Source organism: Stutzerimonas frequens, from assembly GCF_024448335.1.
In the GTDB taxonomy this organism is placed as follows: domain Bacteria; phylum Pseudomonadota; class Gammaproteobacteria; order Pseudomonadales; family Pseudomonadaceae; genus Stutzerimonas; species Stutzerimonas frequens.
In genome coordinates this window covers 117,658-144,657 of the sequence record NZ_JAMOHM010000006.1, presented here as the reverse complement: position 1 = coordinate 144,657, position 27,000 = coordinate 117,658, and the positions used below count along the sequence as shown (strand labels likewise).

The 27,000-nt window shown below is 60.7% G+C and carries 27 protein-coding genes; 3 read left to right on the top strand and 24 right to left on the bottom strand.

The features are described from left to right. Nucleotides 1–80: 80 nt before the first annotated feature. The 15 genes from rnhB to rpsB all read right to left on the bottom strand — a co-directional run bounded on the left by rnhB (nucleotide 81) and on the right by rpsB (nucleotide 14,745). Nucleotides 81–719 carry a ribonuclease HII gene (gene rnhB / locus NAO55_RS10765; protein WP_102840855.1) on the bottom strand — a complete coding sequence of 213 codons (639 nt, stop codon included), beginning with the start codon at nucleotides 717–719 and terminating at the stop codon, nucleotides 81–83. Further along, complete coding sequence (gene lpxB, locus NAO55_RS10760) at nucleotides 719–1,852, bottom strand: lipid-A-disaccharide synthase (RefSeq protein ID WP_102840854.1); 1,134 nt, start codon at nucleotides 1,850–1,852, stop codon at nucleotides 719–721. Before lpxB ends, rnhB begins: the two co-directional genes overlap by 1 nt. A gap of 1 nt (nucleotide 1,853) precedes the next feature. Beyond that, complete coding sequence (gene lpxA / locus NAO55_RS10755) at nucleotides 1,854–2,630, bottom strand: acyl-ACP--UDP-N-acetylglucosamine O-acyltransferase (protein ID WP_063543797.1); 777 nt, start codon at nucleotides 2,628–2,630, stop codon at nucleotides 1,854–1,856. Beyond that, the gene (gene fabZ / locus NAO55_RS10750) at nucleotides 2,627–3,067 is read right to left on the bottom strand and encodes a 3-hydroxyacyl-ACP dehydratase FabZ (protein WP_063543795.1); all 441 of its coding nucleotides are present in this window, start codon (nucleotides 3,065–3,067) and stop codon (nucleotides 2,627–2,629) included. Before fabZ ends, lpxA begins: the two co-directional genes overlap by 4 nt. A gap of 102 nt (nucleotides 3,068–3,169) precedes the next feature. Next, nucleotides 3,170–4,228, bottom strand: coding sequence for a UDP-3-O-(3-hydroxymyristoyl)glucosamine N-acyltransferase (gene lpxD, locus NAO55_RS10745; RefSeq protein ID WP_102840853.1), 1,059 nt, complete (start codon nucleotides 4,226–4,228; stop codon nucleotides 3,170–3,172). 1 nt (nucleotide 4,229) lies between these two features. Continuing rightward, on the bottom strand, nucleotides 4,230–4,733 hold the full coding sequence (locus NAO55_RS10740) for an OmpH/Skp family outer membrane protein (protein ID WP_063544005.1): 504 nt from the start codon (nucleotides 4,731–4,733) through the stop codon (nucleotides 4,230–4,232). A 48-nt stretch (nucleotides 4,734–4,781) separates the two neighbouring features. Further along, on the bottom strand, nucleotides 4,782–7,145 hold the full coding sequence (gene bamA, locus NAO55_RS10735; RefSeq protein ID WP_102840852.1) for an outer membrane protein assembly factor BamA: 2,364 nt from the start codon (nucleotides 7,143–7,145) through the stop codon (nucleotides 4,782–4,784). Nucleotides 7,146–7,214: 69 nt separating this feature from the next. Further along, nucleotides 7,215–8,567 carry an RIP metalloprotease RseP gene (gene rseP, locus NAO55_RS10730; RefSeq protein ID WP_102840851.1) on the bottom strand — a complete coding sequence of 451 codons (1,353 nt, stop codon included), beginning with the start codon at nucleotides 8,565–8,567 and terminating at the stop codon, nucleotides 7,215–7,217. Nucleotides 8,568–8,628: 61 nt separating this feature from the next. Continuing rightward, complete coding sequence (gene ispC, locus NAO55_RS10725) at nucleotides 8,629–9,819, bottom strand: 1-deoxy-D-xylulose-5-phosphate reductoisomerase (RefSeq protein WP_102840850.1); 1,191 nt, start codon at nucleotides 9,817–9,819, stop codon at nucleotides 8,629–8,631. Further along, complete coding sequence (locus NAO55_RS10720) at nucleotides 9,816–10,631, bottom strand: phosphatidate cytidylyltransferase (RefSeq protein ID WP_102840849.1); 816 nt, start codon at nucleotides 10,629–10,631, stop codon at nucleotides 9,816–9,818. Before NAO55_RS10720 ends, ispC begins: the two co-directional genes overlap by 4 nt. Continuing rightward, complete coding sequence (uppS, locus tag NAO55_RS10715) at nucleotides 10,625–11,386, bottom strand: polyprenyl diphosphate synthase (protein ID WP_102840848.1); 762 nt, start codon at nucleotides 11,384–11,386, stop codon at nucleotides 10,625–10,627. The genes NAO55_RS10720 and uppS overlap by 7 nt, the downstream gene beginning before the upstream one ends. 133 nt (nucleotides 11,387–11,519) lie before the next feature. Next, nucleotides 11,520–12,077 (bottom strand): ribosome recycling factor, encoded by a 558-nt coding sequence (gene frr, locus NAO55_RS10710; protein WP_063543781.1) that lies wholly within the window; start codon nucleotides 12,075–12,077, stop codon nucleotides 11,520–11,522. Then, nucleotides 12,074–12,817: a UMP kinase gene (gene pyrH, locus NAO55_RS10705; RefSeq protein ID WP_102840847.1), complete on the bottom strand. Its 744-nt coding sequence runs from the start codon at nucleotides 12,815–12,817 to the stop codon at nucleotides 12,074–12,076. Before pyrH ends, frr begins: the two co-directional genes overlap by 4 nt. 196 nt (nucleotides 12,818–13,013) lie before the next feature. Further along, on the bottom strand, nucleotides 13,014–13,877 hold the full coding sequence (tsf, locus tag NAO55_RS10700; protein WP_102840846.1) for a translation elongation factor Ts: 864 nt from the start codon (nucleotides 13,875–13,877) through the stop codon (nucleotides 13,014–13,016). A 127-nt stretch (nucleotides 13,878–14,004) separates the two neighbouring features. Next, nucleotides 14,005–14,745 carry a 30S ribosomal protein S2 gene (rpsB, locus tag NAO55_RS10695; protein WP_063543775.1) on the bottom strand — a complete coding sequence of 247 codons (741 nt, stop codon included), beginning with the start codon at nucleotides 14,743–14,745 and terminating at the stop codon, nucleotides 14,005–14,007. 286 nt (nucleotides 14,746–15,031) lie between these two features. On the opposite strand from rpsB, the gene map reads away from it, so the two are divergent. After that, entirely contained in the window at nucleotides 15,032–15,814 is a 783-nt protein-coding gene (map, locus tag NAO55_RS10690) for a type I methionyl aminopeptidase (RefSeq protein ID WP_102840845.1), read from the top strand. A 35-nt stretch (nucleotides 15,815–15,849) separates the two neighbouring features. Beyond that, nucleotides 15,850–18,552 carry a [protein-PII] uridylyltransferase gene (locus NAO55_RS10685; RefSeq protein WP_102840844.1) on the top strand — a complete coding sequence of 901 codons (2,703 nt, stop codon included), beginning with the start codon at nucleotides 15,850–15,852 and terminating at the stop codon, nucleotides 18,550–18,552. Nucleotides 18,553–18,597: 45 nt separating this feature from the next. On the opposite strand, the gene NAO55_RS10680 is transcribed toward NAO55_RS10685, so the two are convergent. The 7 genes from NAO55_RS10680 to NAO55_RS10650 all read right to left on the bottom strand — a co-directional run bounded on the left by NAO55_RS10680 (nucleotide 18,598) and on the right by NAO55_RS10650 (nucleotide 24,984). Continuing rightward, on the bottom strand, nucleotides 18,598–18,927 hold the full coding sequence (locus NAO55_RS10680; RefSeq protein WP_102840843.1) for a Na+/H+ antiporter subunit G: 330 nt from the start codon (nucleotides 18,925–18,927) through the stop codon (nucleotides 18,598–18,600). A 9-nt stretch (nucleotides 18,928–18,936) separates the two neighbouring features. Then, nucleotides 18,937–19,206 (bottom strand): K+/H+ antiporter subunit F, encoded by a 270-nt coding sequence (locus NAO55_RS10675; protein ID WP_063543767.1) that lies wholly within the window; start codon nucleotides 19,204–19,206, stop codon nucleotides 18,937–18,939. Continuing rightward, on the bottom strand, nucleotides 19,191–19,691 hold the full coding sequence (locus NAO55_RS10670; RefSeq protein ID WP_102840842.1) for a Na+/H+ antiporter subunit E: 501 nt from the start codon (nucleotides 19,689–19,691) through the stop codon (nucleotides 19,191–19,193). Before NAO55_RS10670 ends, NAO55_RS10675 begins: the two co-directional genes overlap by 16 nt. Continuing rightward, nucleotides 19,688–21,187 carry a monovalent cation/H+ antiporter subunit D gene (locus tag NAO55_RS10665; RefSeq protein ID WP_102840841.1) on the bottom strand — a complete coding sequence of 500 codons (1,500 nt, stop codon included), beginning with the start codon at nucleotides 21,185–21,187 and terminating at the stop codon, nucleotides 19,688–19,690. Before NAO55_RS10665 ends, NAO55_RS10670 begins: the two co-directional genes overlap by 4 nt. Next, a complete protein-coding gene (locus tag NAO55_RS10660; RefSeq protein ID WP_102840840.1) occupies nucleotides 21,184–21,513 on the bottom strand; it encodes a Na+/H+ antiporter subunit C in 330 nt (109 codons plus the stop codon). Before NAO55_RS10660 ends, NAO55_RS10665 begins: the two co-directional genes overlap by 4 nt. Beyond that, entirely contained in the window at nucleotides 21,513–24,305 is a 2,793-nt protein-coding gene (locus NAO55_RS10655; protein ID WP_102840839.1) for a monovalent cation/H+ antiporter subunit A, read from the bottom strand. The genes NAO55_RS10660 and NAO55_RS10655 overlap by 1 nt, the downstream gene beginning before the upstream one ends. Nucleotides 24,306–24,522: 217 nt before the next feature. Further along, entirely contained in the window at nucleotides 24,523–24,984 is a 462-nt protein-coding gene (locus tag NAO55_RS10650; RefSeq protein WP_102840957.1) for an outer membrane lipoprotein, read from the bottom strand. Nucleotides 24,985–25,147: 163 nt separating this feature from the next. Between NAO55_RS10650 and NAO55_RS10645 the strand changes: the two genes are divergently transcribed. Further along, a complete protein-coding gene (locus tag NAO55_RS10645; protein WP_063543755.1) occupies nucleotides 25,148–25,384 on the top strand; it encodes a hypothetical protein in 237 nt (78 codons plus the stop codon). Between the two features lie 71 nt (nucleotides 25,385–25,455). Here the strand turns inward: NAO55_RS10645 and pdxH are convergent, their stop codons facing one another. Together pdxH and NAO55_RS10635 are read right to left on the bottom strand one after the other, a co-directional pair. Then, entirely contained in the window at nucleotides 25,456–26,103 is a 648-nt protein-coding gene (pdxH, locus tag NAO55_RS10640) for a pyridoxamine 5'-phosphate oxidase (RefSeq protein WP_063543753.1), read from the bottom strand. A 189-nt stretch (nucleotides 26,104–26,292) separates the two neighbouring features. Beyond that, a complete protein-coding gene (locus tag NAO55_RS10635; protein WP_102840838.1) occupies nucleotides 26,293–26,922 on the bottom strand; it encodes an OmpA family protein in 630 nt (209 codons plus the stop codon). Between the last annotated feature and the right edge of the window lie 78 nt (nucleotides 26,923–27,000).

The window sequence follows — 27,000 nt, the reverse complement described above, 5'->3', positions numbered from 1 at the left end:
ACAGCCAGAGACATGGCAAGTGGTAGCAGGAGGGCGCGGCAGGCGAGCGAAGGCTCAGCCGAACGCCGCAAACACTGGCGCTAGACCAGCAGGACGCTGGTCGGAACCTCTACCTCTATGCTCACCTGCTCAAGCATCGCGCGGACGGGCGCAAACGAGCGACGGTGAATTGGCGTTGGCCCGAGACGACGCAGCGCCTCGAGGTGGCTCGGCGTCGGGTAGCCCTTGTGGCCGGCCAGACCATAGCCCGGATAGCACAGATCCAGCGCCTGCATTTCGCGGTCGCGGCTAACCTTGGCCATGATGGACGCGGCCGCGATGGCCGGAACCTGTGCGTCACCCTGGATCACCGGCGCGCTGGGCACGGCCAGCTTAGGGCAGCGATTGCCGTCGATCAGCGCCAGCCGCGGTGTGACGCTCAGTCCTTCGACCGCGCGCTGCATGGCCAGCATGGTGGCATGCAGGATATTGAGCTGGTCGATCTCCTCTACCTCGGCACGGGCGATGCACCAGGCGACCGCCTTCTCCCGGATTTCATCGAACAAGGCCTCTCGGCGAGCCTCGGTCAGCTTCTTCGAGTCGTTCAGCCCTTCGATCGGCCGTGCCGGATCGAGGATCACGGCCGCCGTCACCACAGGACCACACAGCGGCCCACGGCCCACCTCGTCGACACCGGCAACCAGCTCTTCCACGAGATTGAAATCGAGCCCGAACTGCATCAGCGTGCTCCCACCAACCGCAGAACCGCATCGGCGGCGTGACCCGAGGCGTCACAGCGCAGCGTTCGATGGATGCTGTCGAATCCCTCCGTCTGCACTTCGCCATCATCCAGCAAGGGCGACAACGCCTGGGCCAGCGCCTCCGGTGTCGCCGCATCCTGCAGCAGCTCCGGCACCAGCAGGCGCTGCGCCAGTAGATTGGGCAATGCGACGTAAGGGCTTTTCACCAATCGGCGCAAGATGCGATAGGTCATCGGCGCCACGCTATAGGCCACCACCATGGGCCGCTTGAACAGCAACGCCTCGAGCGTGGCGGTACCGGAGGCGATCAGCACCGCGTTGCAGGCGGCCAGCGCCTCGTGGGATCGGCCGTCAAGCAGCGTCAGCGGCAAGTCGCGGGCGACCAGCATCTGTTCCAACTGCAGCCGGCGCTCCGGGCTGGCGCAGGGCATGACGAAACGAATGCCGGGACGCATGGCACGCAACCGCTCGGCAGCGCCAAGGAACAGTTCGCCCAGGCGAGATACCTCACCACCGCGGCTGCCCGGCATCAGCGCGACGATCATGCCCTGCTGCGGCAAACCGAGCGCCTCCCGTGCGGCTGCGCGGTCGGCACAAAGCGGAATGGTATCGGCCAACGGATGACCGACGAAGCGCACCGGCACCTGATGCTCGTCGTAAAACCTGGCTTCGAAGGGGAACAGCGTCAGCATCAGATCGCAGGCTTCGCGGATCTTCAACACTCGCTTCTGCCGCCATGCCCAGACCGACGGGCTGACGTAGTGGACCGTCTTGATCCCGGCTCGACGCAGCTTGAGCTCGAGCCCCAGATTGAAATCCGGGGCGTCGATGCCGATGAATACATCTGGCCGCTGCGCGATCAAAGTGCTCACCAGGCGCTTGCGGCGCGCAAGGAGTTCCGGCAATCGGCCAAGCACTTCGACGAGCCCCATCACCGCCAGCCGTTCCAGCGGAAAGTAGGACTGCAGCCCTTCAGCCTGCATGCGCGGACCACCTACGCCGATGAACTCGACATCGGCATGTTGCGCCTTCAGCGCCTGCATCAGACCCGCGCCGAGAATGTCACCTGAGGACTCCCCTGCAACCAGCGCGACCCTGAGCGGTCTGCTCATTTCAGCGAGTGATGCCACGAGTCGAAGCCTGGATCGAGTCGCGAAAGATCGCGACCTCGGGGAATGCCGCTGCACTCTCGGCCAGTTCGCTGAGCGCTGCCTCGACCGTCAAGCCTTTGCGGTAGACGACTTTGTACGCATTGCGCAAGGCATGCACGGCTTCGGCACTGAAGCCACGACGACGCATGCCCTCGAAGTTCATGCTGCGCGCCTCGGCCGGATTTCCGAACACGGTGACGAATGCCGGCACATCCTTGCCAATCGCCGTCCCCATGCCGGAAAAGCTGTGCGCACCGATATGGCAGAACTGATGTACCAGGGTGTAGCCGGAAAGAATCGCCCAATCCCCGACGTGCACGTGCCCGGCCAGCGCGGTGTTGTTGACCAGGATGCAGTGATTGGCGATGACGCTGTCGTGGCCGATGTGCGCATAGGCCATGATCAGGTTGTGATCACCGATGGTGGTTTCGGAACGATCCTGCACGGTGCCGCGATGGATGGTGACACCCTCGCGAATCACGTTGTTATCCCCGATCACCAACCGCGTCGGTTCGCCCTTGTATTTGAGATCAGGAGTGTCTTCGCCGACCGAGGAGAACTGATAGATGCGATTGTTGCGACCGATGCGGGTCGGTCCCTTGATGACCACGTGCGACGCGATCACCGTACCCTCGCCAATTTCGACATCCGGGCCGATGATCGACCAGGGCCCTACCTGGACGTCATCCGCCAGCCGAGCCGCTGGATCGATAATGGCGCGAGGGTCGATCAAACTCATATTTCCTGTTCCGCGCAGATGATTTCAGCCGAGCAGACCGGCTTGCCATCGACGGTAGCGCGACAATCGAACTTCCAGATGCCGCGCTTGTTGCTCAGGAAGGCCGCCTCGAGCACCAGTTGGTCACCTGGACGAACCGGCTGGCGGAAACGCAGCTTGTCAGAACCGACGAAATAGTAAAGCGTGCCATCGGATGGCTTGACGCCCATCATCTTGAACCCCAACAAGCCAGCCGCCTGGGCCATCGCCTCGATGATCAGCACGCCCGGCATGATCGGATGTTGCGGGAAGTGACCGTTGAAGAACGGCTCGTTGATGGTGACGTTCTTGTAGGCGCGAACGCGCTTGGCCTCGATATCCATCTCCGTCACCCGGTCCACCAGCAGGAAGGGGTAACGGTGAGGCAAATATTCGCGAATCTCGTTGATGTCCATCATGTCAGGAAAGCGCCTGTAAGAAAGTAAAGGGCCGCCTGCGCCGAAAGCTCGCGCCAGCATTCACAGACAGCACCCCGAAAAAAACCGGATCAGACGGTAAGCTCAGGCATCAGAAGTCGGATTCAGATCCTGAGTCACGGCTGCCAGGCTTTTCTCCAGCTGCTGCAGCCGGCGAGCCATGTCGTCCAGCTGACGAATACGCGCGGCACTCTTTCTCCAATCGGCCGCGCTCTGCATCGCAGTGCCCGATGAATAGCTGCCGGGCTCGGTGATTGAACGAGTGACCATCGTCATACCGGTGACGAACACGTTGTCGCAAACCTCGATGTGGCCGACCATGCCGACGCCACCGGCGATCATGCAGTTGCGCCCGATCTTGGTGCTGCCTGAAATCCCCGCGCAACCCGCCATGGCGGTGTTATCACCAACCTGCACGTTGTGCGCGATCATGATCTGGTTGTCGAGCTTTACGCCGTTGCCAATCAGGGTATCGGAGAGCGCACCGCGGTCGATCGTGGTGTTGGAACCGATCTCGACGTCATCCCCAATACGCACGCCGCCGATCTGAGCGATCTTCTGCCAGGCACCTTTCTCCTTGGCGAAACCGAACCCCTCGCCACCGATCACCGCACCCGATTGAATGACGACACGCTTGCCGATCAGAACGTCGTGGTACAGCGTGACCCGCGGCGCAAGGCGTCCACCCTCGCCAATGCGGCTGCGTGCGCCGATGAAAGACTGCGCACCGATCACCACATCCTTTTCGATGACCGCGCCGGATTCGATCACCACATAAGCGCCGACGCTGGCAGACGCATCGACATCTGCATCATCGGCCACTATTGCCGTGGGATGGATCCCAGCGCGGACAGCCGGACGCGTCTCGAACAGATGGGAAGCACGTGCGTAGGCAAGATAGGGGTCACTGACGACGATCGCCGAACCACCGAAATTCCCGGCATCCTCAGCTGACAGCAATACCGCCGCGGCGCGGCTGGTCGACAGATACTTGCGGTACTGGGCATTGGCGAGGAAGCTCAGCTGCGTTGGCCCCGCCTCCTGCAGCGTCGCCAAGCCATCGATGACCTGCGCAGCGTCGCCGCGCAGACTGCCACCCAACACCTCGGCCAGCTGACCGAGCGCGAAAACTGCACCAGCCATATCAGCGCAGCTGATTCATGCGCTCGATGACCTGGCGGGTGATATCGAACTGCGGTTTGACATCCACCACGGCACCGCGCTCGAACACGAGATCGTAATTGCCCTTCTTGATCACCTCTTCGACAGCCTGGTCCAGCTTCGGCTTGAGCTGCTTGAGCATGTCGCGGTCAGCCACGGCCTTGGCCTCGTTCAGCTCCTTGGACTGGAACTGGAAGTCACGAGCCTTCTGCTTGAACTCGAGTTCCAGACGTTCGCGCTCGGCCTGCTGCATCTTGTCGCCATCCTTGACCAGACGGTCCTGGATACGCTTGGCATCGCTTTCGAGCGACTTGAGCTTGCTCAGCTGGGGGCCGAACTTCTTCTCAGCATCGACCGCATAGCGCTTGGCCGCGTCGGACTCGAGTAGTGCCATCTGATAGTTCATGACGGCAATCTTCATTTCGGCAAACGCGGGAGTCGCTACCAGCGCGGCAACGACGAGAAACAGTTGAGTCAACTTACGCACGGTAAACACCACTCCTGAAAGAAAGCACTGAAGCATGGCGCCCCAATGTTAGAACGTTTGTCCCAGCGAGAACTGGAATACCTGGGTGTCGGCCTCGTCCGGCTTGACCACCGGCATCGCCAGACTGAAGCTCAGCGGACCCATCGCGGTTATCCAGGTCAGCCCGACACCCACCGAACTGGCCATGTCGCCAAAGTCGATATCGCTGCAATCTTTCGACCCAGACGGACAATTCGTGTTGTAGACATTACCGACATCCCAAAAGACCGACGTCCGCAGCGAACGCTGATCCTTGACGAACGGCATCGGGAACAGCACTTCAAGACCACCCTGAATCAGCACGTTACCGCCGAACGGCAAAGGGTCGGTATCCGGGTCAGCAAGCGTACCTTCGTTACCAGTAACGGCCTCTCCGCGACTTGGCGTGCTGCGCGGACCAAGACTGCTATCTTCGAAACCACGGACGGAATTGAAACCACCCGCGTAATAATGCTCGTAGAACGGCAGGCTTGAGGTCGAGCCATAGGCATCACCATACCCGAGGCGGGTGTGCATGCGCAGGGTATAGTCCTTGGTCATCGGCACGAACAGCTGGCCGTTGTAGTCGAGCTTATAGAACGACAGATCGCTTCCGGGGATGGTCGTTTCGAAAACCAGGCTCTGCGAGTGACCACGTGTGGCCAGCACGCCGCGATTGAGGGTCGATTCCGACCAGCCGGCCGATGCCTTGAAGTTGAGGAAGCTGTCGCCTTCCTTCTCCATGAAATCGAAGATTTCGTCCACTGTGTAACGACCGGTGTCCAGATCATCCTGCTGCAATGTAAGCCCGAAGGACAGGCGCGATGTCTCGCTGATCGGATAGCCGATATTGATACCGCCGCCCAGGCTGTCCACCGAATAGCTGGAAACGTCGTAGTCCAGCTCATCGTAATCGGTGGTGCGGTAGAAAGCGTTGTAGCCCAGGCTGACGCCGTCTTCGGTCCAGTAGGGGTCAACGAAGCCGAAGTTGTAGCGCGACTGGTACTCGCTGCGGGTCAATCCCACCGAAACACGGTTACCGGTACCGAGGAAGTTGTTCTGACTGATCGAGCCACCAAGGATCAGGCCGGCGTTCTGCGCGAAGCCGATACTGGCCATGATCGAGCCGGACGGCTGCTCCTCGACGCTGTAGTTCACGTCGATCTGGTCGTCGGTACCAGGCACCTGCGGCGTTTCGACGTTAACCTCCTTGAAGAACCCCAGGCGCTCGAGGCGCGTCTTGGATTGATCGATCAGATAGGTCGACGCCCAGCCACCTTCCATCTGGCGCATCTCGCGACGCAGCACTTCGTCTTCGGTTTTGGTGTTGCCACGGAAGTTGATGCGGTTGACGTACGCGCGCTTGCCCGGATCGACCACGAAGGTGATCGAGACGGTATTGTCTTCGTCATGGGCGTCCGGAACGCCATTGACGTTGGCGAAGGTATAGCCCTCGTTACCCAGCCGCCGCGTGATCAGTTCGGAAGTGGACGTCATCACCTTGCGGGAGAATACCTGCCCTTCCTTTGCCAGCAACAGCGCTTCGATCTCTTCCTGCGGAACCTTGAGATCGCCACTGAGCTTGACGTCGCGAACCGTATAACGCTCACCTTCGTCGATATTGACCGTCACATAGACGTGCTTCTTGTCCGGCGTGATGGATACCTGGGTCGAGGTGATATCCATGTTGATGTAGCCACGGTCCAGGTAATAGGAGCGCAAGCGTTCCAGATCGCCGGACAGTTTCTCGCGGGCATACTTGTCGTCGTTGCGGAAGAAGGAAAGCCAGTTGGTGGTCTTGAGCTCGAACAGGTCGACCAGATCCTCGTCCGGGAACACCGAGTTGCCAACAACGTTGATGTGCTTGATGGCCGCGACCGAGCCCTCATTGATCTTGATTTTCAGCGCGACGCGATTGCGCGGCTGGGCAACCACTTCGGTTTCGATGGTGGCCGAATAACGCCCCTGGGCGACATATTGGCGCTGCAGTTCGTTGCGCACACCTTCGAGCGTCGCACGCTGGAAAATCTCGCCCTCGGCCAGCCCTGACTGCTGCAGCCCAGAAAGCAGATCCTCGGTCTTGATCGCCTTGTTGCCCTCGATCTCGATCGCCGAAATAGATGGGCGTTCGACTACGCTGATGACCAGCACGTCGCCGTCACGACCAAGCTGGATATCCTGAAAGAAGCCGGTACGAAAGAGCGCGCGGGTCGCTTCAACGAGGCGGCTGTCGTCTGCAGCCTCACCCACATTCAACGGTAGCGCACCGAAGACGCTGCCGGCAGAAACCCGTTGCAGACCATTGACGCGGATATCGGAGATAGTGAAGGACTCAGCGTGAACTTCGGCGATCATCAATGCGGAGATAACCGCAGGTAGCAGCAGACGTTTCATGAAGTCCTTTCTTATTCAAACCTGATGAATGAACCGGCAATTGGGCACGGCGACACTATGGATTCGGCGTTACAGACGGCCAAGGTCGTTGACCAACGCAAGCAGCATCACGCCAACCACCAGGCTGATGCCGATCTGTACTCCCCATCCCTGCACCCGCTCCGACAATGGACGCCCACGCACCCACTCAACGAGATAGAAGAGCAGATGCCCGCCGTCGAGCACCGGGATAGGCAATAGATTGAGAACCCCCAGACTAATGCTCAGGTAGGCGAGGAAATTGAGGAAATCCCCCAGACCGGACTGGGCAGAAGCGCCCGCCACTTTAGCAATGGTTATCGGGCCGCTCAAGTTTTTTACCGACAGCTCCCCGAACAGCATTTTCTTCAGTGAATCGAGCGTCAGCAGGCTCATGGTCCAGGTGCGTCTGACACCTTCAGCCACCGCTTCGAGCGGACCGAAGCTGACCTCGCGCAACATTTCAGCTGGCCACTCCCCTCCCTCGACGCCAGCTCCAAGATAACCGCGCTGCACTTCGCCCTCGCCGCGGGTGGCCAGTGTTAGCGATACATCCAAGCGCTGCCCTTGCCGCTCGACCTGCAACGAAACGGGCTCGCCAGGCAGAGTCCTTACTGCATCGATGACCTGCTGCCAGTCATCCAGAGGCTGCTGATTCAGGCTAAGCAGACGATCACCGAGACGGATTCCCGCTGCCTGCGCCGGCCCCTCTGGGTCCAGCTGCGCGATCACCGGGGCAATCTGCGGCCGCCATGGCCTGATACCGAGCGAGGTGATGGGATCGGGCTCCTCGACCCCCTTCAACCAGTTCTGCAGGGAAATCTGCAGATGTCTCTCGCTGGAGCCGCCCACATCACGCACCGTAACGTCGAGCTGCCCACTCTCCCCCAGGCGCCTCACCAGCTGCAGATTGACCTCACCCCAACCGCTAACCGGCTTACCGTTGACCGCAACGATTTCCTGGTCAGCGGACAACCCGGCCTGAGCAGCGAGACTGCCCGGCTCGACCGCGCCGATAACTGGACGAATCTGCTCGCTGCCAAGCATGGCCAGCAGCCAGAAGAACACCAGAGCCAGGAGGAAATTGGCGAGCGGACCTGCGGACACGATGGCAAACCGCTGACGGACGCTCTTTCGGTTAAACGCGCTGTCGAGCAGCGCCGGCGGCACGTCCCCCTCGCGCTCGTCCAGCATCTTGACGTAGCCCCCCAGGGGTATCGCAGCGATGACGAACTCGGTGCCCTGACGGTCATGCCAGCGGAACAGCGGGCTGCCAAAGCCGACGGAGAATCGCAGCACCTTTACACCGCAACGACGCGCAACCCAGAAATGCCCAAACTCGTGGAAAGTGACCAACACCCCGAGCGCCACGAGGGTACCAATGATCATGTAAAGCGCGCCCATAACTATCCTCCGGGGGTGGGTCTGGTGCTGATATCACTGCCGGCCGCAGGCCAGCAGACCCCTATCGCCCGTTGCGGCCGAGCCACTGTCCAGCACGTTCCCGTGCACATCTGTCAGCCGCCAACACATCTTCGAGGCAGCCTACGGCCACTGGCGCCTCACGGTTCAATACGTCGTCGATGATACTCGCGATCTCGGTGAAACGGATGCGTCGATTGAGAAACGCCTCGACCGCCACTTCGTTCGCCGCATTCAGCATCGCGGGCGCGGTACCACCGTTTTCAGCGGACTGACGAGCCAGCTGCAGGCAAGGAAACCGCGAATCGTCCGGCGCCTGGAAGTCGAGCCGACCGATCTGCAGGAGGTCCAATGCCGAGACTCCGGACTCGATCCGCTCCGGCCATGCAAGCGCATGTGCGATCGGGGTACGCATATCGGGATTTCCCAGCTGCGCCAGTACCGAGCCATCGACGTAATCGACCATGGAATGGATGACACTCTGCGGATGAATCACTACCTCGACCTGATTCGGGTGAGCGTCGAACAACCAGCAGGCTTCGATCAACTCGAGTCCCTTGTTCATCATGCTCGCCGAGTCCACCGATATTTTGCGCCCCATCGACCAGTTGGGGTGGGCACAAGCCTGTTCCGGCGTCACATCGATAAGCCGCTCCGGCGCAAACTCGCGGAAGGGCCCACCGGACGCAGTCAGCAGGATACGTCGTACGCCAACCGAACCGAGCCCTTGGGAATAGGCGGACGGCAGACACTGGAAGATCGCGTTGTGCTCGCTATCGATGGGTAACAGCACGGCCCCACTGTCGCGCAACGCCCGCATGAACAGGGCACCGGACATCACCAGCGCCTCCTTGTTGGCGAGCAGCACCCGCTTACCGGACTGTACTGCGGCCAGCGTCGGCTTCAGGCCCGCAGCACCCACGATGGCGGCCATGACCACGTCCGTCTCGGGATGTGCTGCGACCTCGCTCAGACCGCCCTCGCCACTCATGACCTGAGTCGTCAGACCATCTTCGCGCAGCTGCTGCTGCAGAGCTCTGGCCTGGGCCTCGTCAGCAGCCACCGCGAAGCGCGGACGATGGACAAGACAGAGCGCCCTCAGCTCGGCAAGACGGCTGAAACCGGTGAGTGCGAAGACAGCGTAACGATCCGGGTGACGCGCAATAACATCCAGCGTGCTGAGACCGATCGAACCAGTAGCGCCAAGAACGGTTACCTGTAACGGTCGATTCACAGCGCGCCCCAACCTGCTAGCCACAACAGCACAGCGAACACCGGGATCGCAGCGGTGAGGCTGTCGATACGATCCATCACGCCGCCGTGCCCCGGCAGCAGCTGGCTGCTGTCCTTGATGCCGGCACTGCGCTTGAACATGCTCTCAGTTAGATCACCGATGACCGATATCGATACCACAAGTGCGGCACCGAGCAGGGCTAGAACCAGTTCGCGAGCCGTCCAACCGCGATACACACCGACCCCGAGCGTGACGAGCAAGCTGGTCAGCAGCCCGCCAACCAGCCCCTCCCAGCTCTTGCCAGGACTAACCTTCGGCGCCAGCTTGCGCCTGCCGAAGGCTTTGCCGGAGAAATAGGCACCGATATCCGCCACCCATACCAGAATCATCACTGCCAGAATCAGCCAATTGCCCAGTTGCCATTGCTTGAGCACCACAAGACCCTGCCAGGACGGCAAAAGCACCGCTAGGCCGATCAGCAGGCTGCCGCCACGGCCACCCCATAGACGACTGCTCTCCGGATAGGTCAGCACCAGATAGGTTGCGACCAGCCACCAGAGCACAGCCAGGGCCAGCATCCAGGGCGCCAACGATGGAAACTGGTAGAGCACACCAAGCAGCAGTGCCACCAGCAGCGCGTATCCGACCCGTAACCCCTGACCGGCAAAACCAGCCAGCCGGGCCCACTCCCACGCCCCCAAGACCACAACGAGGCCGATGAAAAGCGCGAAGGCGAGCCCTTGGAGAAGAAAGAAACCTATGATCGCAACAGGCAGAAGTATCGCTGCGGTGATGATGCGCTGCTTCAGCATTCGACCTTGACCTCGCTTTCGACCTGTTCGCCGGTCTTACCAAAGCGCCGCTGTCGTGTAGCGAAATCCGCGAGAGCCTTACGCATGGCGACGTGCTTGAAGTCCGGCCAGTAAAGATCGGAGAAATACAGCTCCGCGTAAGCCAGCTGCCACAACAGAAAATTACTGATGCGCCGTTCGCCGCCGGTTCGGATGCAAAGATCCGGCAAAGGCATGTCCCCCGTCGCCAGATAGCTTTGAAACAAGGCCGGGGTGATTTCGGCAGGGTTCAGCCGCCCGGACTGAGCCTCGCTGGCAAGATGCTGAGCCGCCTGCAGGATGTCCCACTGACCACCGTAATTGGCGGCCACCTGGAGCACGAAGCGGTGATTGGCTGCAGTCATTTCCTCGACTTCCAGCATTGCCGCCTGCAGTTCTGGATGGAAACGAGTGCGGTCACCGATGATGCGAAGCCGAATGCCGTTCTCGTCAAGCTTGCGCGCCTCGCGACGCAAGGCAGAAAGGAACAGCTCCATCAGCGCGCCAACCTCGTCGGCCGGACGCTGCCAGTTCTCGCTGGAGAAGGCGAACAGTGTCAGCACCTCGACACCGGAATCGGCGCAGACCTCGATCACCGCTCGAACAGCATCGACGCCCGCCTTGTGCCCGGCTACACCAGGCAGCAGGCGCCTCTTCGCCCAGCGGTTGTTGCCATCCATGATGATCGCTACGTGACGGGGAATTTTCCGCCCGGCAATCTGCCTGACCTTTTCCATGAACAACTCTACTTGCGCTAGAACACGCTGCAAACAAAAGACAAAGCTGCCAGCAACAGCTTCCAGGCACCGCTGCCGCCGCCCACAGCGACCGAAGTCGACTGCGGCCACGGCGGCAACTATCCAATAGCAGTCAAACAGCCATCAGATCGCTTTCTTTGGCCTCCAGGGCCTTGTCGATCTCCGCGACGTACTTGTCGGTAAGCTTCTGGACGTCATCCTGGCCACGGCGTTCCTCGTCCTCGCTGATTTCCTTCTCCTTGACCAGATCTTTCAACTGGGCGATGGCATCGCGACGGATGTTGCGAACCGCAACACGAGCATTCTCGGCTTCGGCCCGCGCCTGCTTGGTGTAGCCCCTGCGCGTCTCTTCGGTCAGCGCCGGCATCGGCACACGGATCGTGGTACCCGCGGTAGCCGGATTGAGGCCCAGATCGGAGGTCATGATGGCCTTTTCGACGGCCTGGATCATGCTCTTGTCGAACACGGTAAGTGCCAGCGTGCGGGAATCCTCGGCCACAACGTTGGCCACCTGGCGCAACGGCGTATCAGCGCCGTAATAGGAAACCATGACGCTATCGAGGATGCTGGGATGAGCCCTACCGGTACGAATCTTGGCAAAGGCGTGATCCAGCGATTCCAGGGTTTTCTTCATGCGCTCCTGCGCGTCTTGCTTGATCTCGTTGATCATTCGTTCGATTCCTCGATCAGTGTTCCTTCGGCGCCACCCAGCACAATATTGAGCAGGGCGCCGGGCTTGTTCATGTTGAACACACGCAGCGGCATGTTGTGATCGCGGCACAGGCAGATGGCGGTCAGATCCATTACCCCGAGCTTGCGATCGAGCACTTCATCGTACGTGAGCTCGGCAAACTTCTCGGCGTTCGGATCCTTGAAGGGATCAGCCGTATAGACGCCGTCGACCTTGGTGGCCTTGAGCACGACATCCGCCTGGATTTCGATCGCGCGCAGGCAGGCCGCCGAATCAGTGGTGAAGAATGGATTACCGGTTCCGGCAGAGAAGATCACCACTTCGCCGCTCTTGAGATGACGCATGGCCTTGCGGCGGTCGTAATGGTCGGTGACACCGACCATGGAAATGGCAGACATGACCAGCGCCGGGATATTCGAACGCTCGAGCGCATCACGCATGGCCAGCGCATTCATGACCGTTGCGAGCATGCCCATATGATCACCGGTAACCCGATCCATTCCCGCTGCGGAAAGCGCCGCGCCACGGAACAGATTACCCCCACCGATCACCAGGCCGACCTCGACACCAATGCCCACCAGCTGCCCGACTTCCAGAGCCATGCGATCAAGCACCTTGGGATCGATTCCGAAGTCTTCGGAACCCATCAAGGCCTCGCCGCTTAATTTGAGCAGAATGCGTTTATAGCGTGGGTTGCGTGCACTCATCTGCTGAGCCATTGGCGTTCTATCTCCTGCGGCGTGGTGTGACTAAGACTGGCCGAACCCGGCCAAAAAATATCTGCGCTTTGACAGCGCAACCAGCGGTTGGTGCCAAGCGACGAATATAACGTGACGAAAAAATTTCGGCCGCCCCATTCGACAAAGAGGCCGCACGCGTGAGCGGGCAGCCTCTTCGGGAACCGGCTAGCAGTCCTTACTTCTTGGTTGCAGCCACCTGAGCGGCAACTTCGGCAGCGAAGTCGACCTCGGCCTTCTCGATGCCCTCGCCCACTTCGTAACGAACGAAGGATACGATTTCGGCACCGGCTTTCTTGGCCAGATCGCCAACTTTGACTTCCGGATCCTTGACGAACGGCTGCTCAACCAGGCTGGCTTCGGCCAGGAACTTGTTGATGCGACCCTTGATCATGTTCTCGACGATGTTCTCAGGCTTGCCGGCGATCTTGTCGGCGTTCAGCTGCAGGAAGATTTCCTTTTCCTTGGCAACCAACTCTTCGGAAACGTCGGCAGGGCTCAGAACGGCGGGGTTGCTGGCGGCTACGTGCATAGCGATGTCCTTGGCCAGCTCGGCGTCACCGCCTTTCAGAGTAACCAGCACACCGATGCGATGGCCATGCAGGTAGGCGCCCACCACATCACCCTCAACGGCAGTCAGGCGACGGATGTTGACGTTTTCGCCGCACTTGGCGACCAGCGCCTCACGAGCGGATTCGCGAGAAGCGATCAGCGGAGCCACTTCGGTCAGCTTCTGCTCGAAAGCCTCGTCCAGGCTTTCCTTGACGAAGGCCTTGAAGTCGTCCTGCAGAGCCAGGAAGTCGGTCTGCGAGTTGACTTCGATGATCACACCGCGGCCACCCTCGACACGAACGGCGATCGAACCTTCGGCAGCGATGTTGCCCGACTTCTTGGCAGCCTTGATGGCGCCGGAAGCACGCATATCGTCGATGGCCTTCTCGATGTCACCACCGGCGGCAACCAGAGCCTTCTTGCACTCCATCATGCCCTGACCGGTACGCTCGCGCAGTTCTTTGACCAAGGCTGCAGTGATTTCTGCCATGTTGGGAATCCTCTCGATTTGGTTTCTAAACCACTCACCCTTCGCACGGGTGATCAATTCGCAAGAGACAAAAAGGGGGCCTAGCCCCCTTTTTGTTCATCGGGTGTCACGCTGCAATGCGCCGCACTTAGCCCTGAGCCGCTTCGGAAGCCACTTCCTCGACGAACTCGTCAGCACCGCCAGCTGCATTCTGACGACCGCGCAGAACGGCATCAGCCATGGAGCCGAGGTAGAGTTGCACGGCACGGATGGCATCATCATTACCAGGAATGATGTAGTCGACGCCTTCCGGGCTGCTGTTGGTATCGACGATGCCGATAACCGGGATGCCCAGCTTGTTGGCTTCGGAGATGGCGATGCGCTCGTGGTCGACGTCGATGACGAACATGGCGTCCGGCAGGCCGCCCATGTCCTTGATGCCGCCCAGGCTGCGCTCGAGCTTCTCGAGGTCGCGGGTGCGCATCAGCGCTTCTTTCTTGGTCAGCTTCTCGAAAGTACCATCCTGAGACTGGGATTCCAGCTCACGCAGACGCTTGATGGAAGCACGGATGGTCTTGTAGTTGGTCAGCATGCCGCCCAACCAGCGATGATCGACATACGGCGAGCCGCAACGAGCAGCTTCTTCGCGAACGATCTTGCCAGCGGAACGCTTGGTACCGACGAACAGAATCTTGTTCTTGCCTGCAGCCAGCTTCTCAACGAAACGCAGGGCGTCGTTGAACATCGGCAGGGTCTTTTCCAGGTTGATGATGTGGATCTTGTTGCGCGCACCGAAAATGTATTTGTCCATTTTCGGGTTCCAGTAACGGGTCTGGTGGCCGAAGTGCACACCGGCCTTCAGCATATCGCGCATGGTGACTTGAGACATGATAAGTCCTCGAATAAGTCGGGTTAGGCCTCCACGCGTCCCGATATCCAACTCTTTCGAGCACCCAGGATACCGTGTCGACACGTGTGTGGGGTTAAGCGCAACGGGGTGTCCCCGTCGAGCGGCGCGTTTTATAGCATAAAGACCACCGACAGGCTACTGCTTTGGCTAACCGCCGCACGCTCAGCTGCCTGAGCGGCCCTTACCTGCAGGGCATGGGCGCTTTGGTTTATCATCGCAGCTTTCCGTTTATTGCCTTCGCCTGCGGGCGCACCAAGAGGTTTGCATGACAGTCACAATCAAGACGCCCGAAGATATCGAGAAGATGCGCGTAGCCGGGCGTCTCGCTGCCGAGGTTCTCGAAATGATCGGCGAGCACGTCAAACCGGGCGTCACTACCGAGGAGCTCGATCGCCTGTGCCACGAGCATATCGTCAACGTCCAGCAGGCCATTCCCGCCCCGCTGAACTACAAGGGCTTCCCCAAGTCGATCTGCACCTCGATCAACCATGTCGTCTGCCATGGCATTCCCAATGACAAACCCCTGAAGGACGGTGACATCCTCAACATCGACATCACCGTTATCAAGGACGGCTACCACGGCGACACCAGCAGGATGTTCCTGGTCGGCAAGGTACCGGAATGGGCCGAGCGCCTCTGCCAGATCACTCAGGAGTGTCTATATAAAGGCATCGAACTGGTCCGTCCCGGCGCCCGCCTCGGCGACATCGGCGAGGTGATCCAGAAGCATGCCGAGAAGAACGGCTTCTCCGTGGTGCGCGAGTATTGTGGTCACGGTATCGGCAAGGTGTTCCATGAAGAACCGCAGGTGCTTCATTACGGGCGCGCCGGCACCGGCCTGGAACTCAAGGAAGGCATGACTTTCACCATCGAGCCGATGATCAACCAGGGGCGTCCGGAAACCCGCCTGCTCGGCGATGGCTGGACCGCCATCACCAAGGACCGCAAGCTCTCGGCGCAGTGGGAACACACCATTCTGGTGACCGCCGATGGCTACGAGATCTTTACCCTGCGCAGCGACGACACCATCGCCCGCACCTCGGCCTGAAATCCGCAGCCGTAGCCCAACCGGAGGATGTTCGTATGCCGCAGGTCGACCCGGAACTGTTCGATCGCAGCCAGTTCCAGGCGGAACTGGCGCTCAAGGCCAGCCCCATCGCTGCCTACAAGAAGGCGATCCGGCAGGCGCGCCAAGTGCTCGACGAGCGCTTCAGGGCCGGCCGTGACATCCGCCGGCTGATCCAGGACCGGGCCTGGTTCGTCGATCAGATCCTGTGCTCGGCGTGGAACCGCTTCGAGTGGGACAAGGGCACCGATATCGCGCTGGTTGCAGTCGGCGGCTACGGACGAGGCGAGCTGCATCCCTATTCCGACATTGACCTGCTGATTCTGCTAGACGAAAGCGACCAGGAAGTCTTCCGTGATTCGATCGAAGGCTTTCTCACGCTGCTCTGGGATATCGGCCTGGAAGTCGGGCAGGCGGTACGCTCTGTCGCCGAGTGCGCCGACGAAGCACGTGCCGATCTGACGGTCCTCACCAATCTGATGGAAAGCCGCACGATCGCCGGGCCCGAACGCCTGCGCCAGGCCATGCTCCAGGTCACTAGCCCTCAGCAAATGTGGCCGAGCAAGGAGTTCTTCCTGGCCAAGCGCGAAGAACAGCGCGCACGCCACGCCAAGTACAACAACACCGAGTACAACCTGGAGCCCAACGTCAAGGGCTCCCCGGGTGGACTGCGCGACATCCAGACGATCCTCTGGATCGCACGCCGTGAGTTCGGCACGCTGAATCTGCAGGCCATGGTGGATCAGGGCTTTCTCACGGAAGGCGAACACAGCCTGATGACCGCTGCGCAGGAGTTTCTCTGGAAGGTCCGTTACGGCCTGCACATGCTCGCCGGACGCGCAGAGGACCGCCTGCTGTTCGATCACCAGCGCAGTCTTGCCGCACTGCTCGGCTACGAGGACAGCGACGCCAAGCTGGCTATCGAACGCTTCATGCAGAAGTACTACCGGGTGGTCATGAGCATTGCCGAGCTGGGCGATCTGGTCGGCCAGCATTTCGCCGAAGTGATTCTCTGGGAAGGTGAGTCCGGGCCGATCGTGCCGTTGAACAGTCGCTTCCAGGTCCGCGACGGGTACCTGGAAGTCAGCAACCCGGCAATCTTCAAGCGAACGCCGTTCGCCATCCTGGAAACCTTCGTGATGCTGGCACAGCATCCCGATATCCTGGGTGTGCGCTCCGATACGATCCGCCTGCTACGTGACCACCGCTACCTGATTGACGACAGCTTCCGCGAGGACCTGCGCAACACCAGCCTGTTCATCGAGCTGTTCAAGTGCAAGGAAGGCATTCACCGCAATCTGCGGCGCATGAATCGCTACGGCATTCTCGGCCGCTACCTTCCCGAGTTCGGCCATATCGTCGGCCAGATGCAGCATGACCTTTTCCACATCTACACGGTCGATGCGCACACGCTCAATGTCATCAAATATTTGCGCAAGCTGACCAAACCGGGCGTTGCAGAAAAGTACCCACTAGCCAGCAAGCTGGTCGAACGCCTGCCCAAGCCGGAGCTGATCTACATCGCCGGCCTCTACCACGACATTGCCAAGGGCCGCGGCGGCGACCACTCCGAATTGGGGGCGGTCGATGCCGAGCAGTTCTGCAGCCGACACAAGCTCCCGGCGTGGGACACCCGACTGGTGATCTGGCTGGTGGAAAACCACCTGGTAATGTCCACCACGGCTCAGCGCAAGGACCTGTCGGACCCACAGATCATCAACGATTTCGCTCAGCTGGTTGGCGACGAGACGCACCTGGACTATCTCTATGTACTCACCGTTGCCGACATCAACGCCACCAATCCGACGCTATGGAATTCCTGGCGCGCCAGCCTGCTGCGCCAGCTGTATACAGAGACCAAGCGCGCGCTCAAACGTGGATTGGAAAACCCGCTGGGTCGCGAAGAACAGATCCGCCAGACGCAGCGCGCAGCACTCGACGATCTGGTACGCCACGGCACTGATCCGGACGATGCCGAGCAGCTCTGGGCGCAACTGGGCGACGACTATTTCCTGCGCCACACCGCTACCGACGTTGCCTGGCATACCGATGCGATCATCGAACACCCTGCCGATAGCGGTCCGCTGGTGTTGATCAAGGAGACCACCCAGCGCGAATTCGAGGGTGGCACGCAGATCTTCATCTACGCGCCGGACCAGCATGATTTCTTTGCCGTGACCGTGGCGGCCATGGACCAGTTGAACCTGAACATCCATGACGCGCGGATCCTGACGTCCAGCAGCCAGTTCACCCTGGATACCTATATCGTGCTGGAGGCCGACGGCAGCCCGATCGGCAACAACCCGGAGCGCATCGAAGAAATCCGCAAAGGTCTGATCGCCGCGCTGCGCAACCCGGATGATTACCTGACCATCATCCAGCGGCGCGTTCCTCGGCAGCTCAAGCACTTCGCCTTCCCGCCGCAAGTGACCATCCACAACGACACTCAGCGGCCGCAGACGATTCTCGAGATCATCGCCCCGGATCGGCCAGGCCTGCTGGCGCGCGTCGGCCAGCTGTTCCTCGATTTCGATCTGTCCGTGCAGAACGCCAAGATCGCGACACTCGGCGAGCGCGTGGAAGACGTGTTCTTCGTTACCGACGCGAACAATCAGCCTCTTTCCGATCCGCAGTTCTGCCTGCGCCTGCAACAGGCGCTGGTCAAGGAGCTGCAACAGGAGAACGAGCAACAGCCCTCACCGAGCAGCATCGTCATCTGAGGCTGGGGTGTGCCTCCGAGCCTGTGGAACAGCGCTTGTCGCGCCTCAGTCCCAGGGCTTGCCGCGCGTCTGCTCGACAGCAGGCAGCTTCTGCTGCATGGCAGCCTTGGCCAGCATGTGCGCACTGACCGGCGCGGTCAGGAACAGGAACAGGGTGATCAGCAGCTCGTGCAGACTCAGGCCGTCGTTGTGGCTGCTGAAAAAGATCATCGAGGCGATGATGATGCCGCCAACCCCGAGCGTCGTTGCCTTGGTCGGCCCGTGCAAACGGGTATAGAAATCCGGCAGCCGGTACAGGCCAATCGCACCGATCAGAGCGAACAGGCTGCCAACGACCAGGAACAGACTCACCAACGCTTCAATCCAGAATGGCATGTCGCCTCCTCAGTCGATGATGTCGCCGTGCAGCAGGTGTTTGCCCACGGCCACGGTACTGACAAAACCCATCACGGCAATCAGCAGCGCAGCCTCGAAGAACAGGTCGGAGGCGAGCCAGACGCCGAACAGCACGATCAGCGCCAGCGCGTTGATATAAAGGGTGTCGAGTGCGAGCACCCGGTCAGGCATGTCCGGGCCCTGCACCAGGCGGACGACGTTCAGCACGGCGGCCAGTCCCAGCACCGCCAGGCAGAACGGAATCACGTACGCGAGCATTCGAAAATCTCCAGCAGCGGGGCTTCGTAGTTGCGCTTGACCTCGGCGACCAGGGCATCGATGTCCGGTGCATCGAGGGCATGCACCATGAGCATCTTGCGATCAGGACTCAGGCAGGCGGAGACCGTCCCGGGTGTCAGCGAGATGATGCTCGTCAGCGTAGCCAGAGCGAATTCGTTGTCGATGGCCATCGGGATCTCGACGAACGCTGGCCGCAGGCTCTTTCGGGGCCCGAGCACCAGCCTGGCGACGTGCACGTTGGCCACCACGATATCGCGAAGAACTTTCAGCGAGAACAGCACAAGCTTCACAGGCTTGCGCACGCGAGGCACTTCGATGAGAAAACCGCTCACGAGCAACGGTATCGCCCAGCCGAGAAACAGTCCAAGCAACAGCTGCCCGAAACTCAGGGTGTTGTTGAGCAGCAACCAGAGCAGCGCCAGCAACAGCGTCAGGGCCGGATTCGGCAACCAGCGCGCCCTCATGCCGCACCTCCCTGAACGATCTGCAGATAAGGCCGGAGGTCCAGCAGCTGTGCAGCCGTGGCCTGCATGAATGTCTGCAGCGGCCCGGCCGCGGCAACCAGGACCAGACTGCCGAGCAGCAGTCCCGTGGTGGCCAGCAGGCGTACAGGATCCGCCTTCTGCCCCTGGGCTAGTGCGCTGGCCCGCCAGAACACCAGACTGCCGGCCCGGCTCAGTGCGATAAGCATACCCAGCCCGCCAACCAGAACCACCGCCCACAGCGCTATCGCCTCCGCGCCCGGCTCGATCGCGCGAAGCAGCATCAGCTTGCCGAGAAAACCGGAGAACGGCGGCAAGCCCGCCACGGAAATCGCGCCGATGAAGAACAGCGTGCCGAGCAGCAGCGGTTGTTGCAGCGCAGGAGCTGTAATCAGATCGGTTCCCAGGTCGCCGCGCTGACGAGCAATCAGATCGGCAAGCAGGAACAACGCACCGGCAATCAGGGTGCTGTGCACAAGGTAATAGAGCGCTGCCGCGAGGCCCGCCTCACTGCCGAGCGCTATGCCGGCCAGCAATGTACCTACCGAAACGACCACCAGATAGGCGAGCAGCACCTGCAGATTGCGCGCAGCCAGTGCACCGACTACCGCAGCACCAAGCGTCAGCAACGCCAGCGGCCAGAGCCAGGCATCGACCATGTGGCTCAACTCCCCCGCCTCGTTACCGAAAATGAGCGTGAAGACCCGCACGATTGCGTACAACCCAACCTTGGTCATGATGGCGAACAGAGCGGCGACCGGCGCGGTCGCAGAGGCATAGGCGCGCGGCAACCAGAAGTACAACGGCAGGATCGCGCCCTTCAGCGCGAACACCACCAACAGCAGGTAGCCAGCCGCAGCCAGCAGAGGCCCATCCGCGGGATCGGCGGCGCTTACCCGCGCAGCCAGGTCGGCCATGTTCAGCGTACCGAGCAGCCCATAGAGCATGCTCACACCAATGAGGAACAGCGAAGACCCGAGCAAATTCAGCACGACATAGTGCATGCCGGAGCGCACCCTGCGCTGGCCGTGCCCATGCAGCAACAGGGCATAAGATGAAATCAGCAGGATTTCGAAGAAGACGAACAGGTTGAACAGATCCCCGGTCAGGAAGGCCCCGTTTATGCCGAGCAACTGGAACTGATAGAGCGCGTGAAAGTTGGGGCCTCGCTCGTCATCACCGCGGCAGGCATAAAGCACGGCGAAACCGGCGAGCACTGCGGTGACCAGCAGCATCAGCGCGCTCAGGCGGTCCAGCATGAGGACGATGCCGAACGGCGGTTGCCAGCTGCCCAGCGCATAGACACGCAGTTGCCCGTCGTCCGCCAGCACCAGCAGCCAGATCGCGAGAGGCACCAACGACCAGGTCGCAAGCAGCGACAGGGTGCGTTTGCTCGAGCGTCCTAAGGAATGGGCGAACAGCAACAGGGCTCCGGTGAACAGCGGCACCAGCAGCGGCAGGATCAGCGCATGATTCATTGGCGCGGCTCCTGACCATCGACATGATCGGTCCGCAGCTCGCCAATGCTGCGCAGCGCCAGAACCACCACAAAAGCGGTCATGGCGAAGCCAATGACGATCGCGGTAAGCACCAGCGCCTGGGGCAAGGGATCACCATACTCGGCACTTCTGCCGATCACCGCAGGAACACCGGTAGCGAGCCGGCCCATTGAAAAAATGAACAGGTTGACCGCATAAGAAATCAGCGTCAGCCCCATCACCACGGGAAAGATGCGAGCACGCAGAAGCAGATAAACACCGCTTGCTGTCATGATCCCCAGGGTAATCGCGAACAACGCCTCCATTACAGCACCTCCCTGTTCGAGTCGTCCTGGCTCACCTGGCCAATATTGGAAAGGATCAGCAACGTCGCCCCCACCACTACAAGATAAACCCCCAGATCGAACAGCATTGCCGTGGCCAGCTCGAACTCACCGACGAGGGGCAGATGGAAATGACCGAACGACGAGGTGAGGAACGAATAGCCGAACACCAGACTCCCCAGCCCGGTCAGGCCGGCAATGAGCAGCCCTGCTCCGCAGAGCCTGTGGTAACTGATGGGTTGCCGCTCCTGCGCCCAGCTGACTCCGTGGGAGATGTACTGCAGGATCAATGCGACCGCCGTTATCAGACCGGCGATGAACCCGCCGCCAGGCAGGTTGTGCCCACGCAGGAAGATGAAGACCGAAATCAGCAGCGCCATCGGCAGCATCGCTCGGGCCAGGAGATCCAGCACCATGGGGTGCCTGTCGACGGACCAGAGCCGACCACCGTAATCGCGAACCGGGTGAGGCAGGCGCAAGCCCTTTAGCAGCCCGAAGATGCCGACACCCGCGATTGCCAGCACAGCGATCTCGCCAAGGGTATCGAAGCCGCGGAAATCGACCAGAATGACGTTCACCACGTTGGTGCCGCCCCCGCCAGACACACTGTTTTCCAGAAAGAACGAGGCAATGCTGTCGTAGGGCCGCGTCAGCACCGCATAGGCCAGCAGCGCAACCATGGTGCCGCAGCCCGCCGCCAGCACGAAATCCCGAAAGCCACGCAGGCTGCTCGACTCGGCCGGGGTACGGTCCGGCATGAAGAACAGCGCGAGGATCAACAGGATGATGGTCACCACTTCGACTGACAGCTGAGTGAGCGCCAGATCAGGCGCCGAATAGCGCGCAAAGCCCAGCGCCACCATCAGACCGACCACGCTGAGTACCATCAGCGCCACCAGCCGTCGGCGATGAAACAGCACGGTCAACAACGAGGTGAGTGCCAGAATGGCCATGCCCAATACAGTGATGCCATCCAGCGGCGTCAAGGCAACCGGACCGTGCAGAGCATCCAGAGGCGTCAGCGCGAACACTACCAGTACCAACGTGCTGAACAGCATCAGAGCCAGGTAGCGCTGCAGCGAGCCGTTGTCCAGCACACAGGTCAGATGGCGAGCGCCGAGCGTCAACCCGCCCATTACCCGTTCGAACACTTCCAGCGAATCCACCGAGGGGAGTCCCTCGTACCAGCGGAACGCCCACTTGCGCAGCGAATAGATGACGATGCCTCCGACCAGCGCAGCAAAACTCATCGCCAAAGGCAGATTGAAACCGTGCCAGATCGACAGGCTGTACTCCGGCACGACACCGTTGAGCGTGCCAGACACCGCCGCAGCCAGAAGCGGCCCTACCGTGAAAGCAGGCAGCATGCCGACCAGCAGGCAGAGCAGCACGAGGATCTCCACGGGAATCTTCATGTAGCGTGCAGGCTCGTGAGGCGGGTACTTGGGCAGGTCGATGGGCTCGCCGTTGAAAAACACGTCGTGTACGAAGCGCAGCGAATAGGCCACGGAAAAGGCGCTCGCAAGCGTTGCCACCACCGGAATCGCCCAATAGAAGCTGCCCAGCAGATGCTGATCGAGTGTCTCGGCGAAAAACATTTCCTTGCTGAGAAAGCCATTGAGCAGCGGCACACCTGCCATCGCCAGAGAAGCCACCATGGCGAGTGCCGCCGTATGCGGCATGTACTTCCACATGCCGTTGATACGCCGCATGTCGCGCGTGCCGGTCTCGTGATCGATGATTCCTGCGGCCATGAACAGAGAGGCCTTGAATGTGGCGTGGTTAATGATGTGAAAGATTGCCGCCACCGCCGCCAGGCGGGAATCGAGGCCGAACAGCAAGGTAATCAGGCCCAGGTGACTGATGGTGGAATAGGCGAGCAGTCCCTTCAGGTCGTGCTGGAAAAGCGCCATCACAGCGCCGATCAACAAGGTCGCCAGCCCGGTGATGCTCACCAGATAGAACCACCATTCGGATTCCGCCAGTGCCGGATAGAGTCGTGCAAGCAGAAATACCCCGGCCTTGACCATCGTCGCTGAATGCAGGAAGGCCGATACAGGTGTAGGCGCAGCCATTGCCTGCGGCAACCAGAAATGGAAAGGAAACTGCGCCGACTTGGTGAATACGCCGAGCAAGACGAGAATCAGCGTCAGCGGATACAGGGAATTACCGCGAATCAGATCGCCCGATGCCAGAATCGTCGTCAGCTCGAAGCTGCCGACGATGTAGCCAATCAGCAGGACCCCAGCGAGCAACGCCAGACCGCCACCACCGGTAATCGCCAGAGCCATGCGTGCGCCCTGGCGAGCGTCGGCCCGATGGCTCCAGTAACCGATCAGCAGAAACGACGACAGGCTGGTCAGCTCCCAGAACATCAGCATCAGCAGCAGATTTTCTGACAGCACGACGCCGAGCATGGCCCCCATGAACAGTAGGAAGAAGCCATAGAAGCGGCCCATCGGATCCTTCTTCGACAGGTAGTAGCGTGCGTAGAGGATGACCAGCAGGCCGATGCCGAGAATCAGCAATGCAAAGAGAAAGCCCAACCCATCGAGACGCAGGCTGAGGTTGAGCCCGAGCCCGGGCAGCCAGCTGTAGTGGACGATTTCCGTCTGACCGGCAAACACATCGGCACGCTTGGAGAGCAGGAGGATCAGCGCCGTCAGCGGCGCGATACCTGCGCCGAAGGCGCATGCGGAGCGACCAAAACGCTCCAGAAGCAGAGGCAGGCAGATGCCCAGGAATGGCAAAGCGATAATCAGCGCAAGCGCCATGAACGAGACCCCTTAAGCCGCCGATCCGGAGGCATTCTTATCCTTGGCAGGCGAAGTAACTGCCTGAAGCTGCACACAAATGTGCGCCCGATTATCCATACGGATGATGCCGTCGTCATGAATTCATGTATTTCGAAAAACAAAAGGCGCCGCCTCCGCTCCTTTCGGAACGGAAGGCGGCGCCTGGACGTACAGCGCTATTCGCCGGTCTCGATGGTCAAGGCGCCACGCGACTTGTCCCGCTGACGGTCAGGATGCGGACACGTTGGCCGACGCGAAACACCTGGTTGGGCTCCACGGCTTGCACGTAGGCGCGGACATTTCCGTCATCCTCGCGCACGGTGATCTCGACGCCCTGCGTACGGGTAATTCCCTCTTCCGCCGCCGCTCCGAGCATTCCGCCGGCCACCGCCCCGATGACCGCAGCGACAGCACTGCCGCGACCGCCACCCACCCCACTACCGGCCACCCCGCCTACTATCGCTCCGGCACCGGAACCGATCGGCGTCTTGGTTCCCTCGATCTTCACCGGCCGTAGCGACTCGATGGTGCCGTAGCGCACGGTCTGAACGGCACGCGCCTCGTCACGAGAATAGGTATCTCCGGTCAGGCTGGAGGCACACCCGCTCAAGGTCAGCGCCACGGCAGCAAAGGAAGCAACGAAAAAGGAATTGCGCATAAAAAATTCTCCTGCAAACAGCTGTTCGTTCCGGCGGAAGCGGCAGCTGGTGGCGACAAAAAAGCGCTTGGCATCTTCAGCGTCCTGACTCAGCATCTAGCAGCAAGCCTAGGTATGCGAGTCGAACCGGCCCTGCCGGGTTCCTTCCAGCGAGATTACCCCCATGGATTACTTCATCATAGCCATCACCACCGTGGCCGGCCTGGCTTTTCACGGCTGGTTGATCGTACGCTTCCGCCGCTGGGCAGACCGCGATCTCGCGCTATCGATCGCCGGTGGCGATCCCGCGAAGCGCGCCTGGATGCTGCAACAGCTTGCCGAAGCGAAAGCCCAAAAGATCCGTCGAAAGGAGCTTCAGCCCTGGCTGGAACAACAGGCCCAGCGCTATACCGAAGCCTGAACCTGGGCCGACTCCGGCTCGAACGGCCAGCAACATCACCAAGCCGCCCGTAGCCAGGCATCGCCACCTGATCAGGGAGCGAGACGTTCGCGCTGCCAGCTGTTGGCGACCAGACGATACTCGAGCCGGTCATGGAGACGGCTGGCACGCCCCTGCCAGAACTCGATGCGCTCTGGCAGCAGGCGATAGCCACCCCAGTGCGGCGGACAATGGGGGGCCTTGTCCAAGAAGCGCTGCTCGGTCTCAGCCAGCAACCGCTCCAGCTCGGCCCGATCACGGATGACCTGACTTTGCGGCGAGGCCCAAGCACCCAGGCGGCTACCCAGCGGGCGCACCTGAAAATAGGCATCCGACTCTTCAGGGCTCACCTTCTCAACCCGCCCTTCGATCCGCACCTGGCGCTCGAGCGTAGGCCAGAAGAAGGTCATGGCGGCAAAGGGCGCCTCTTGCAGCTGCTGGCCCTTTGCACTGTCGTAATTGGTAAAGAAGGTAAACCCACGCTCGTCCAGCGCCTTGAGCAGAAGAATCCGGCAGTGTGGCCGACCCTCGGCATCCACGGTGGCCAGCGACATCGCGTTAGGCTCGACCGGTGCTTGCTCGGTCTTCATCGCCTCACCGAACCACTGCTGGAACAGACCAAAGGGCTCGGCGGGCGCATTGGCCTCGCTAAGACCGTCACGGGTATAGTCGCGGCGCATATCGGCCAGGGTCTGAATCATCGAGGGGCTCCTTTGATGGAAAAGCGGATTCCAGCGTATCAGGCGGCTGGCAAGCAGACGACCGAAACCGGAACCTGACACCCTTGAAAGCATATCCGCGTCAGGGCTCGATACGCTTGATTCAAGGCAACCTCGCCAAACGAAAACAGGCCCGCTTGCGGGCCTGTTTGGTCTGACAATCCAGCGCCTTTACTTCTTCACCACCTCGGCCTGGGCCACCTGGGTTGCAGGCTGTGCCGGCTGATCGTATTGAGCGACAAGTGCGAGCATAGTGGTTTGCGGCGCCAGCACCATCTCGACGCGACGATTCAGGGCTCGCCCTTCCTGGCTGTCGTTGGCGGCACGCGGCTTGTCAGAGCCCAACCCCCGAATTCGCAGCCGGTCATGCTTGAGACCGCTCAGACGAAAAATGGCGGCCACGGCCCCTGCCCGCTCGCGGCTGATGGTCCGATTGATTTCATCGGAGCCCGTGCTGTCGGCGTGCCCCAGGACTACCACAGAAGTCTTGTCATCCTTCTCGACCAGCTTCGCCACCCGGGTGATCGGGCCGAGCGTCACCGGCAGGAGCATTCCCGGCCGATCTGGGTTAAACGAGGAATCCACCGGGGCGGTCACGACCAGCAGGCCATCACGCCGCTCGACCTCGAAGCGGCTGTCCGCGAGCGCTTCACGCAGGCGCGGCTCGTAGTCGTCGAGCCAGGCCGAATCGACCTTCGGCACCACTGGAGGGACCACCTCACTCGGCTTTTCATTCTTCGAGCTGCAACCGGCAGCCAGGAGCAAGCAGAGAATCAGCGAGGCGCTCTTCAGAAGGTTCATGAGCCAGGGTTCCATCACCAGATGCGTTCAGGGAAAAGCGAACGGACGTAGCCAGATCACACGTGAGTTCGATTCGAA